Raw genomic sequence first — 12,258 nt, 5'->3', positions numbered from 1 at the left:
AGAATAAAACCCTTAATTCTTACACATTCCTCCATCTTGCCAATACTCACTACCAACACAATGATGACAATAGAATAATCCTTGTGGATCATATTTATTTTTGATATTTAACAAGTGTGAATAGTTATCTCCCCAAAATACTTTTTGCCAATCTTTTTGAAAGTAATCAGCTTCATTAGCATAAGTACCCGCATTTGGAGCTAAATTTTGAATCATTGACATAGCTTTATAGATATCGTCAACTTTCTTTTTAACATCTGGAGACATCTTTGATTTATCAATTTGAGGCTTATCACTACTATAGCTCATAATAGCTAAAGCTCCTGCATCAAAAACACCAGGATGCATAGCTGTCTGTTTAGTAAGCTCTACAGCCTGTTTAGATGCTCCTGCTAAACCTTTATTTATCTGTATTGATACAGGTGCTAAACGAGATACTTTATAAAAGGTTTCTGCAGTTTTTGAAATGTTTTCAGAATCAAATAATGATTCAGGCAAGTACCATGATTGATAGGTATACCAATAAGCAAAAACTTCTCCTGTATTTGATGCCCACCAGAACTCTCCATCACGAGCATCTGGTCCAGTGTTTTTAACAACCATATTTGGATAATTTTTATGCCAAAAATCATAACTCCAAATTTGTGCTGGAGGTATATCAATATACTTAACCTTATAGTGTAAGTCCTGTTGGTTGTTTACCCAGGATTTAAAAGATTTCCATACATCTAAGGCTTTCTCTTGAGTCAAGTTTTGAGTAACCATGGCAATAGTTAGCTTATCATTTGGACGAAATGCAAACTGTTCACCCCAATGCTTATTGTTTAAATCTGAGTAATAGAATGAAAGGAATTTTTTGATCAATGATTTGTATGCTTTATCATTATCTGCAACTATTTCACCACTCATTAAACCAAAATATTCAGGGAGCTTATGTGTTCTTAAGGTTAGATTGGTAATTACACCAAAGGTTCCCCCACCTCCTCCTTTAATCGCCCAGAACAAATCTTGATTTTGACATTCATTAGCAATGATTACTTTACCATTTGCTGTAACAATCTCAGCTTGAACTATTCCTGCAGCACCAGTACCAAATTCTTTTGACCAACTTCCAAAACCTCCACCTTGAGTAAATCCGCCAGCAGCTCCAACAGTTGTACAACCACCTCCTTGAACATATTCATGATGTTTATTTGTAACAACATTATATGCTTCAAGCCATCTTGTCCCAGCACCAACTGTTACGGCAGAATATTCTTTAGATTTAGTACAGTTTTTTGGATGAAAATGCTTATTGTATGTGATATCTCGCATATTATGAGTCCAAATTAATAAAGAGTCTGGAGCATTTGAACGTCCTAAATAATCATGTCCTGCACCTTTAATAACTAAACGTAGATTATGTTCTCTAGCAAAATCAACAGCCTTAACGATATCATTAGTATTTGCTGCTTCAACAGCATATGTACTTGCTTTATTACTCCATGCTCCATACCAACCTTGAGATTCATTTCTGCCTGGATCAGACTGTAAATAAAAGGGATTTTTCACCCTTGCAAGAGATTTTTTACATTTTTCACTGTTTATATCTGATTTACATTTATCTAAAGATGTTGAAGGCTGAATCAACTTTCCTTTCAAATAGTTTGCAAATTCACTCCATTGCTGTTTAGTTGGCCAGCAAGACTGTGATGGTAAACAACGACAACTATTAGCCGACTTATCTTTAGCTAATAATTCATTACCGGCATATGCATATGTTAAAGAAGAAGCTAGCAAAGAGTATGTTAATAATTTTTTATACATAATGCTAAGAAATCATTAATTTGTTATATAAAACAATATAAATTATTAATTTCTGAAAAAAAAGGTTCTTTTGATTATAAGACTAGGATTTATAATCAAAAAAATAAACTGAAAATAAATAAAATTGCTTCTATTATTGAATAAATGATTTAATAAATTTTTATAAAAGTTTAATTAAAACTATAACCATCCAAACCAACGATCATACCAAGTAGGTTCTTCTGTACCATCAGGTCTTAAATTCTTCAAGAACTTATTCTTAGGATAGTTTTTCTTAAGGACTTTGATATTATCCTTAGCTTGATCATATAGTCCAAGCTTATTATAAGATCTTATTGTTAACACGAATGCATCCTGAACCACTGTACTTTGAGGATATCTTCTTATTACTTCAGCAGCCCTATCAATAGCGGCATTATACGCACCTCTTTTATAATAAAAGTGAGCAATATCATCATAATGCTGCGCAATAATATTATTAGTAAATACCATTCTACGCTTAGCATCTGGTACAAAACTACCTGTAGGATCTAGTAGTATTGCTTTTTGAAAGTTCTTATATGCATCTTCATAACCTGTAGGGTCATGATAATTCATATCATATGGCGCATAAGTTTGTAATAACCCTCTGCCATCCTCAAAGCCTACTACCCCAATCATATAATAAACATAACCTTTATATTTACTATACGGATACATCTTAATGAATTGCTTACCTAACGCTAAAGCCATTGTTGACTCATCATCCATATAATATACATAAACTAGATCAACCATACCCTTCTCAGCTAATGGTGTAAATGGATACTGCGCAACAAGAGACTTGTAAGAGCGAATAGCATCAAAATACTTCTCATTCTGCATCTGTTGATGAGCTTTTGCATAAATAAAGCTTGCTGTATACCCAGTATAAACTTGAGGTAATTCACTATCTTTTTTAGGCCCGCAAGAGCTTAATGATAAAACAACCAGAATAAACACTATTAAATATAAAAACCTAGTCATTAAATTAACTATCCTTAGAATTTTCTTATATAATTCTTGTTAGAATTATTATTTTTTATAAAAACACATAAAACATTTAACATGCCAAATAATACACTATCTAACGAATTTCATCAAAAGATTATTCTACAACCAGAAGATGCTGGTAAAAGAATTGATGTAGCAATTAATGATTTATACGACCAGTTTTCTCGCTCTCAAATACAAAAATGGTTAAAAGAAGGCTCTATAACAGTTAATGAACAAGTTATTAAGCCTAAATATATAGTGCTAGGTGATGAACATGTTGATATCAATATAGAACTTCTACCTACGAATGAGTGGCTCCCTGAGGATATCGAGCTAGATATAGTTTATGAGGATGATGATATTGTAGTAATAAATAAACCTGTAAATATGGTTGTGCATCCTGGTGCTGGAAATATGTCAGGAACGATATCAAATGCTTTATTACACCGCTATGAAAATCAAGATAAACTGCCTCGCGCAGGTATAGTCCATCGTTTAGATAAAGATACATCTGGATTAATGGTAGCAGCTAAAAGTAGCGTTGCATACCATAGTTTAGTGCAGCAATTGTCAAGTAGAGAGGTATCGCGTAGATATTTAGCTATCGTCGAAGGTGAAATATATTATGAAGGTACAATTAATGAACCAATAGGCCGAGATCCTAATAATCGTACAAAAATGGCTATTAACTATAAAGGTAAAGAAGCTATTACAAATTATACTCCTATTGAGGTTTATGAAGGATTTACTCTAGTTGAGTGTAAACTTGAAACAGGTAGGACTCACCAAATAAGAGTTCATATGAAAAGCATAAAACACCCTTTAGTTGGTGATCAAACATACAACAAATCATCTGTAAAATTAAAAAAACTTGGTATCGAAGATATACAACGACAAGCTCTGCATGCTTATAAACTATCTTTTACTCATCCTACTACAGAAAAAATAGTCAGGTTTAAAAGTAAGCTTCCTAATGATATGCTAAGCTTAAAAAATCAACTTAGAGAAACTATAGAGTATTTTGATGAAGAAGATTATGATTATGATGAATAAAAAATCTTTTTTAAAATATTTTTGTATTTCTCTATCTTTAATATTACTTGCAATAATTTTATCTTTTGAACAAAAAGTCAAATACCCTACCGAAAAATTTTTTATAGCATCTAGCAATTATCAAGAAATTCAAAAGCCTGACTTTTCAAGTATTGAAGACCCTACAAAGAAAAAAGCCGCTTTTATAGAATATATGCTCACAGCAATAGAGATTGCAAACAAAGAAATATGCTTAGAAAAAAAGCAAATTCAGAATCTTAAAAAGGCTTATTTAAGAAAACAAGCTTTCAATAAAAAAGAAGCTGGCGTATTAGATGAATACCTAAAATATTATAAGATAGAAAAGAAGCATCCCCCCTTAGACCAGCTTAAACTTTTAGAGCTAAAAATAAATACTGTTCCAACCAGCTTTATTCTAGCTCAAGCAATACTAGAAAGTGGCTGGGGAACATCAAGATTTGCCAAAGACTACAATAATTACTTTGGTCTACACTGTTATTCTAAAGATTGTGGAGTAAAAGCCCTAGATGCAAATGTATACCTAGAGGCATTTAATAATGCAACTGATAGTGTTCTTGGCTATTATCACAGACTTAATACTGGCTCAAACTTTAAAGATTTTAGAGTTATAAGAAATAAAGTAAATAACCAACAGCTACCAGTCTCAGCATTATTTGACACTCTAGAAAGCTATTCAGAAATAGGCTCACATGAATATAAACAACGACTTACTAGTATTATTAAACTAAACAACTTAACACAATATAATTCTATCAAATATTGTCAATAACATTATCATAGCTATTGGTATTAGTGAGCTTTTTTAGTATATTTAAGATATTGAGGCTTAAACTTTTGTGTATAGCACATGGATTTAAAAATAGATAAAGACACTATTTATTTTGAAGGCTTGCTAACTCTTAAGCAAGTTAAGCCAAAATCAATTGATAAAAAGATTAATAAAATAAAAAATGATATAAAACATTTAGATATTTCAAAAGTTGATAATCTAGATACTGCTGGTGCTTACTTTATAATCAAATTAGCCAACTCTCTAAAGCTAAGTAAAAAACAAATAATAGTTAATAGCGAGAAAAACAAAAATTTAATTGATATCGTTTTTAAAAATTTCCCTTGCCAAAAAGATGAGGAACTTGTAAAAAAAACTAATAACGTTGTCTTTAATAGCATCTACACTCTAGGTAAAAACACCAATGACCTTTTATCAGAGATTAAAGCTAGTATTGGGTTTCTTGGTGCAATATTTATTGGTTACCTGACTCTTATTCGTAAACCATATAAATCTTTTTTTTCTATCGTACTAAATATTACTTATGACTCAACAATTAAGGCATTAAGTATAGTTATACTTTTATCATTAATTGTCGGGCTAGTTTTAACATATCTACCACTTGGATTAATGCAACAATATGGAACACAGATATTTGTTGTAGATATGTTAGGAGTTTCATCTTTCAGGGAGTTTGCTCCATTATTTACAGCCATTATAATTGCCGGTAGAAGTGGTTCTTCTTTTACATCTGAAATAGGTATTATGAAAGTTAATGAAGAAATAGATGCACTGCAAACGATTGGCGAAGACCCAATACAACGCTTAGTTTTACCAAGAATTACAGCTCTAGTTATAAGCTTACCTGTACTTACAACTATAGCAATGGTTGCTAATATAGTTGGCGGTATTATAATAATGGATCTAATTGCTGGAATATCACCTTTACAGTTTATTGATCGACTATTTACTTATGTTAGTGTTAATCATTTTTACATAGGACTACTTAAGACCCCTTTCTTTGCTTTAGTAATTGCAGGAATTGGTTGTCACCAGGGTATTTCCGTAAAAAGAGACTCGCAAAGTGTTGGTAAAGCGACAACTACAAGTGTTGTTTATTCAATATTTTTAATAATTGTCGTTGATGCAATTTTTGCCGTGGCATTAAATGGGTCTTGATAAGGGAGTATTATAATGAATGAAAGCATTATTCAAGTAAGAAACCTCTGTACTAAATTTGGTAAGGAATGGATTCATAAAGATTTAAATCTTGATATCCCCCCAGAAAAAATAAGTTGCATTATTGGTGCTAGTGGATGTGGTAAAACTACTCTAATGAGAGAAATCCTTATGCTACAGCCTATTTATTCTGGTAAAATTTTTTTACTCGGTCAGGAAATATCAAAACTAGTAGATAATCCAATTAAACGCAAACAAATTTCTAGCAATATGAGTATGATGTTTCAACATTGTGCTCTTTTTTCATCATTAACTAACTTACAAAACGTAATATTTCCTTTAAAACAACATACAAACCTTCCTATGGACATACTTACAGATATAGCGATTATAAAACTAAGAATGGTTGGTCTTAAAGAAGAGGCTTTTAATAAGTATCCTTCTGAGATAAGTGGTGGTATGTTAAAAAGAGTTGCTTTAGCAAGGACTATTGCATTAGATCCTAAAGTTGTTTTTTTAGATGAACCACATGCTGGATTAGATCCATTTTCAATAAAAGCAATGGACGAACTTATTTTATATTTAAAGGAAGAATTGGGAATATCTGTAGTTATGATTACTCATGATCTAAACACTATTTGGCGAATTGTTGATGATATTATATATATGGATGAAAAAAGAATAATGTTACATGATACTGTTAAGTTTGTTTCTCAGCAAACTCAATATCAAAGTATAAGAAATTTTTTTGATCCACATAATGAGGGTAAATATTAGGAGCTTATATAATGAATGAAAATAGTATAAAGAACCTTATCGCAGGATTATTTGTGATTTTCATGGTATTTGTGATGATCTTTATAGGATTCTTCTTATCAGGAGGGTTTAAAAATCAATCAACAACTACTTATATGACAAATTTTTCTAGCATCTCTGGTTTAAATGTTGGTTCAGCAGTTTCATATAAAGGTTTTGATGTTGGCAAGGTTAGCGATATATCTATTAATGAGAAAAATCCTAAACTAGTTAGTGTATATATGAAAATAGATAGTAGTATTCCGATATATAAACAAACAGTTGCAACTCTACAAACTGTAGGAATCACAGGTCAATCAGTGGTGGAATTATCTTTAGACATTGGTAAAAATGATGTAGGTCTAGATTTGATAAACAAACAAAAAGATAAAATAAACATTATTAAATCTAAACCATCACAACTTAAAAATATTATGAAAAAGGTTGGAGCAATAGCTGACTCTCTAGAGCAAATATCTGCTAAGTTTAATAAGATGCTATCTCCTCAAAATTTAGATAAATTTAATGAGTTTACAGATAGTATAAATATACTTCTTTATAATCTGAGTAATTCATCTATCTACTTTAATAAAACACTTATGAACTTTAATGATACCATGACTGAAAGCCAAGAAACTATTACTCGTTTAAATGATGTTATGCGACTACTTCAGTATGATCCTTCAATTATTGTTAGAGGAGTTGAACATGATAATTAAAAAAAATATTAAAAAATATTTACTAACTAGCTTAATTATAATTTTACCTTTAAAGCTATTTGCTTTTTCTTTAGTTGGAGATCCTGTAAAAGTTCCTAATGAGAAAGAATACATAATTTATGGTAAACAAATTGAGGAAAAATCTCTTCCTAATACAAAAAATGCTGATATAAATACAACGCTACTTGTGTATAACATACAAACCCAAGTATCAAAATCAACACAAATGTTTTATGTTGAAAATGATCAACTACATAACTTCAAAAATAGTGTATGGGCTATGCCAGTATCTAAAATGCTCACTGTAGCTACTTTTGAATATATACTAGATAATAATATTGTTAATAATTTGGCATTCCAAAATATTAATATTCGTCAAGACTTCACTCTATCTGGCACTACTCCTTATGGTCCTGTATTAGATTTAGATCATAATCAGTTCTTCTTTTATATAACTTTTTATCTAAAAAATGAAAAAACTGGTACAGCAGTTATCAAGACAATAAAATATAATCGTAAAATTACAAGTAACGATGTTAGTGCGCGTAGATATGCAGAACTAACAAATATAGCTTTAGCGCATATTCTTTCTGATCTAAAGCCTTGGTTAATTAAAAATATTAGAGAACAAAAAGATAATAGCAAAACATTAAAGTCTAAACCACCTACTCTATTTAATGTAACTACTAAACAATAAAACTAGCTATTAGACCTATTAATCCTCCAAATACACCTCCCCAGACAACAAGCCAGCCAAGATGTTCTCTAATAATTCTTTGAACTATTTCTTTTATCATTTGAGGCGTCAACTCCTCTAGACGCATATCGATAAGTTTCTCTATCTTTTGACTAGTCTTCTTTGAAAGAGTCTCACTATCTATTTTTAAACCATCAACAAGTTCCAAAATTTTTGCATCTAGCTTTTCTATAAAAGGCTGCCTTAGACCTTCTAAAGCATCCTTACCTCCTAAGAACATTTCTATCATTGATCCATATTTACTAGTCATTAACATATCGACAAAACTATCAAAAATCTTATCATAACTAATCTTTGAAGTTATTGTATTGCTAAGATACTTTTTGATCTCATCACTTGCCAGAAACTTATCTAAATTTTCTGGAGAAAAAAATTGCTCCATAATCATTTTCTTTATAGCCTTTTTAAAACTCTCAAACTTATTTGGAATAATTCCTGAGCCATATAAAAATGGAATTTTCTCAAATAACATGTATATAGCAATCCAATTAGTCAATGCTCCAGATAAAGCATAAAAACCAATACTCTTTATATGATCATTTGCTAAATACCACCCAAGCAACGCTAAGAACAGAGCAATTAAGTTTGTTATAAAACTTTTATTAAATATTTTCATAGTTTTCCTACTTTTTAGTTATCTTAAAACTTATAATAAAGGATAAATATTTTAACAAATTTTGATCATATGAGAACTATTAGAGGTTTTTTTGCTAAAATTTCAAACAATACAAAAAATCTTTCAATATCTGGAGAATACTATAATTACTTTAAGAATGTTCTTAGACTTAAAAAAAACGATATAGTTGAATTATTTAATGATCTAGATGGTCTGCAATATAAAACAAAAATACTAAATGTAAATAATAAAAGCATCGATCTTGAGGTAATTTCTTCAAAAGAGATAAAAAATGAAAACCCCTATCAAATAAACTTATACCAATCACTAATTAAAAATGAAAATTTTGAACTTGTAATTCAAAAAGCTACTGAGCTGGGAGTAAATAATATATACCCAATAATTACAGAATTTACAAATCATAAATTTGATAAGAAAGGATTTGATAAAAAAATAGAAAGATGGAATAAAATAGCTATATCTGCAACAGAACAATGTGGTCGTGTATTTATCCCTAAGTTACATACACCTACAAATTTGCATGATATAGATATAAACACAAGATCTTTAAACTTTACACTTTGTCCATACTCTAGAACTATTGAAGATATTAAGTATCAAATTGAAAATCATTCTGAGTTTAATATATTTATTGGACCAGAAGGAGGCTTTAGTGAAAATGAAATGAGCTATTTCAAAGAAAGTAATTTCTCCATGATAAATTTAGGCAAAAGAATACTCAAAGCTGAAACAGCACCTATAAATATAATATCAATAATTAATTTTCTTAAACAATCTTTCTAAGCTTATTTATCTGATTATTATAAATAACCTACCTTTTCACTTTATTAGTTATTTTGAAAAATAAAAATTTAACTTTTATAAGTTCCATTTATTGGAATATATAATCCAAACTTATTTCAATAAGATATTTTTTTGCTAAAATAACTTTTAACTAATTAATTTTAATTTTTGTCATGAGTAAATTTTCTAAAAAGACTTGGTTGTCTAATTATCCCGAGAATACACCTAAAGATATAGAACCAAATATATACACTCTTTTAGACTTGTATGAAAAAGCTATACTTCAATATCCTTATCGAGATGCTGTATCTTGTCACGATGTAAATCTATCTTTTTCTCAAGTAGATGATCTAGCAACAAAAATAGCTAGCTTCCTTCAGAATGACTTAGGTATTGAAAAAGGTGATAGAGTTGCGATAGTTTTACCAAACTGTTTACAGTTTACTGTTTGTTTATTTGCATGTATAAAGATAGGAGCAGTATTTGTTAATATTAACCCACTTTACAAAGCTGATGAATTAGAAGCTATTTTTAACAACTGTAATGTCAGAGTTGCTATTGTAATGGATATGTTTGCTCACCATATTCAAAAAGCAAAAATCAATATTAACTCTTTAGAAAATATAATTGTCACAAATATTGCTGACTTATATCCATTCCCTAAAAAGCAAGTTATAGGATTAGTTTCTAAGCATCTAATTAAAGATAAGCCTAAATATAATAAAAATATATTTATACAATTTACAAACGTGATAAAAGCAGATAAAAGATTGTATAAAAAACCAAATATAACTAAAGATAATATCTTATGTTTACAATATTCAAGTGGTACTACAGGCAAACCTAAAGGTGCAATTCTTACGCATGATAATGTTGCCTCAAATATCCAACAAGTCTGGGCTTGGATAAAACATGATATGAATGTATTTGAGCAGGTTCTTATTACAGCACTTCCGCTTTATCATATATTTTCACTAAGTGCTAATTTGTTGTGTTTCTTTTTTGCAGGCGCTAAGAATGTCTTAATCCCAAATGCTCGAGACATCAAAGATCTAATCAAAACGATGTCAAAAAATGAGTTTACTATTTTTAATGGTTTGAACACTCTTTATATGGCTATGTTGGAGCACCCAGATTTTGAAAAAATTAATAAAACAAGATATCAGTATTCTCTAAGTGGTGGAATGCCTATCTCGCGTAAAATCTACTTAAGATGGTTAGATCGAACTGGTGTTGAGCTTAAAGAAGGCTATGGTATGACAGAGATGTCTCCTGCGATATCTTTAAATAAATTTAATGAATCAGAAGAAGATTACTTTGGTACATGTGGCTATCCTATTCCAGGCACTCAACTAAGTATTAGAAATCTAGAAACTTCTGAAGAGATCGATGAGTGCTTCAAAGAAGGAGAAATTTGGCTAAAAGGTCCCCAACAATGCCAAGGCTTCTGGAATGATGAAAAAAATAATGAATTATATTTTACTGAAGATGGCTGGCTAAAAACAGGCGATGTTGGTTATATCGATAAAAAAGGTCGCTTAACAATATCTGATAGACTCAAAAATATGATTATTGTATCTGGATTTAATGTATATCCACGTGAAATAGAAATATGTATTCTAAAATTAGAAGATATCAAAGAGGTCGCTGTAACAGGGATAGAATCTAAGACATCTGGAGAAAGAGCAATTGCTTTTATCTCATTAGAAAAAGGTTCTAAATTAACCGAAAAAGATATAATTGATCATTGCCGGGAAAAATTAGCAAGCTATAAGGTTCCAAAAACATGTATTTTTGTAAAAACTTTACCCAAAAACAATACTGGTAAAATTGATATCAAAAAACTTAAAAACGACTTTTTATAATCTTATTACTCATCTCTACTCGAAAAATACTGCTTAGGTGTTTTGCCAAATGCTCGACGAAACATTGCTATAAAGTTACTTGATGATGCGTAGCCTAATGAATCTGAAACTTCAGTAACTGGTATATCTTGTGCTAACATATCTAAACCATGAGCTAGTTGGGCTTGTTGACGCCAACGCGAAAAACTAAGACCTGTTTCAGTTAAAAAAGCTCTTCTTAAAGTACGTGATGACATAGCTCCAAACGAGGCCCATTCCTCTAAACTTTTATCAAGAGATGGATTATCAACTATAGCATTTGCGACTTTTATTAGTCTATTTGATTTTGGCATTGGTAAATGTAATGCTTCTTCTGGTGCTCGTCTAATTTCATTACAAATTATAGTTGCTATATATTCCTGCTCTTCTGTTAGGGTTTGTTGTTTATCCCATTCGACTGCTCTTAGTGCTAATGCTCTTAATACCTGACTCATTGGGATTACACGAGAAGTATCTGGTAGAGTCTCACAGATACTAGGTAATATAAAAATTACCCAACCATGAACAATACCACTAATACGTATCTTATGTGAAGTATTGGGAGGCACCCATCCTGCCCTATTAGAAGGCAAAACCCATGAGCCATTTGGAGTACTAACATGTACTAGACCACTTTCCACACAAAATATCTTACCTCGTGAATGATGATGCCAATCTGTCTCTTTAGAGTTGATTTGATTTTCGCTATCTGGAGAGTTTCCACCTTTAATTGCTACAATTGATGGGCCATCTAACCAGTCACCAAAAGAGAGAATTTCTGTATCAGAATAATTTTGGCCAGTTTTCAATATTTTTTGTCCCTATAATGTTATAATACATAG

12 protein-coding genes are annotated in these 12,258 nt (G+C 30.6%); 8 read left to right on the top strand and 4 right to left on the bottom strand.

Translation table 11 applies throughout. The annotated features are described in order from the left end of the window. Positions 1 to 12: 12 nt before the first annotated feature. Together F7310_RS03575 and F7310_RS03570 are read right to left on the bottom strand one after the other, a co-directional pair. Positions 13 to 1,806 carry an FAD-binding protein gene (locus F7310_RS03575; RefSeq protein ID WP_072711827.1) on the bottom strand — a complete coding sequence of 598 codons (1,794 nt, stop codon included), beginning with the start codon at positions 1,804 to 1,806 and terminating at the stop codon, positions 13 to 15. A gap of 180 nt (positions 1,807 to 1,986) precedes the next feature. After that, the gene (locus F7310_RS03570) at positions 1,987 to 2,811 is read right to left on the bottom strand and encodes an outer membrane protein assembly factor BamD (RefSeq protein WP_072711825.1); all 825 of its coding nucleotides are present in this window, start codon (positions 2,809 to 2,811) and stop codon (positions 1,987 to 1,989) included. Between the two features lie 81 nt (positions 2,812 to 2,892). Between F7310_RS03570 and F7310_RS03565 the strand changes: the two genes are divergently transcribed. The 6 genes from F7310_RS03565 to F7310_RS03540 all read left to right on the top strand — a co-directional run bounded on the left by F7310_RS03565 (position 2,893) and on the right by F7310_RS03540 (position 8,053). Next, positions 2,893 to 3,873, top strand: coding sequence for an RluA family pseudouridine synthase (locus F7310_RS03565; RefSeq protein ID WP_072711824.1), 981 nt, complete (start codon positions 2,893 to 2,895; stop codon positions 3,871 to 3,873). Next, the gene (locus tag F7310_RS03560) at positions 3,863 to 4,663 is read left to right on the top strand and encodes a glucosaminidase domain-containing protein (RefSeq protein WP_072713530.1); all 801 of its coding nucleotides are present in this window, start codon (positions 3,863 to 3,865) and stop codon (positions 4,661 to 4,663) included. Before F7310_RS03565 ends, F7310_RS03560 begins: the two co-directional genes overlap by 11 nt. A 78-nt stretch (positions 4,664 to 4,741) precedes the next feature. After that, positions 4,742 to 5,842, top strand: coding sequence for an MlaE family ABC transporter permease (locus tag F7310_RS03555; protein ID WP_072711822.1), 1,101 nt, complete (start codon positions 4,742 to 4,744; stop codon positions 5,840 to 5,842). Between the two features lie 15 nt (positions 5,843 to 5,857). Next, entirely contained in the window at positions 5,858 to 6,619 is a 762-nt protein-coding gene (locus tag F7310_RS03550; RefSeq protein ID WP_072711820.1) for an ABC transporter ATP-binding protein, read from the top strand. 11 nt (positions 6,620 to 6,630) lie between these two features. Next, entirely contained in the window at positions 6,631 to 7,356 is a 726-nt protein-coding gene (locus tag F7310_RS03545) for an MlaD family protein (RefSeq protein WP_072711819.1), read from the top strand. A 7-nt stretch (positions 7,357 to 7,363) separates the two neighbouring features. Next, positions 7,364 to 8,053, top strand: coding sequence for a hypothetical protein (locus F7310_RS03540; protein WP_072713529.1), 690 nt, complete (start codon positions 7,364 to 7,366; stop codon positions 8,051 to 8,053). Here the strand turns inward: F7310_RS03540 and F7310_RS03535 are convergent. After that, entirely contained in the window at positions 8,043 to 8,729 is a 687-nt protein-coding gene (locus F7310_RS03535) for a DUF445 domain-containing protein (RefSeq protein WP_072711817.1), read from the bottom strand. The genes F7310_RS03540 and F7310_RS03535 overlap by 11 nt on opposite strands. Positions 8,730 to 8,798: 69 nt before the next feature. Here F7310_RS03535 and F7310_RS03530 point away from each other — a divergent pair, with 69 nt between their 5' ends. Further along, the gene (locus F7310_RS03530; protein WP_072711816.1) at positions 8,799 to 9,533 is read left to right on the top strand and encodes a 16S rRNA (uracil(1498)-N(3))-methyltransferase; all 735 of its coding nucleotides are present in this window, start codon (positions 8,799 to 8,801) and stop codon (positions 9,531 to 9,533) included. Positions 9,534 to 9,706: 173 nt separating this feature from the next. After that, complete coding sequence (locus F7310_RS03525) at positions 9,707 to 11,398, top strand: long-chain-fatty-acid--CoA ligase (RefSeq protein ID WP_072711814.1); 1,692 nt, start codon at positions 9,707 to 9,709, stop codon at positions 11,396 to 11,398. Between the two features lie 5 nt (positions 11,399 to 11,403). On the opposite strand, the gene F7310_RS03520 is transcribed toward F7310_RS03525, so the two are convergent. After that, positions 11,404 to 12,225, bottom strand: a complete 822-nt coding sequence (locus tag F7310_RS03520) for an AraC family transcriptional regulator (protein WP_072711813.1) — start codon at positions 12,223 to 12,225, stop codon at positions 11,404 to 11,406. Between the last annotated feature and the right edge of the window lie 33 nt (positions 12,226 to 12,258).

This window comes from Francisella uliginis (assembly GCF_001895265.1).
Lineage (GTDB): Bacteria > Pseudomonadota > Gammaproteobacteria > Francisellales > Francisellaceae > Francisella > Francisella uliginis.
The sequence above is the reverse complement of the archived record's forward strand: the minus strand, read 5'-3'. Positions and strand labels throughout refer to the sequence as shown.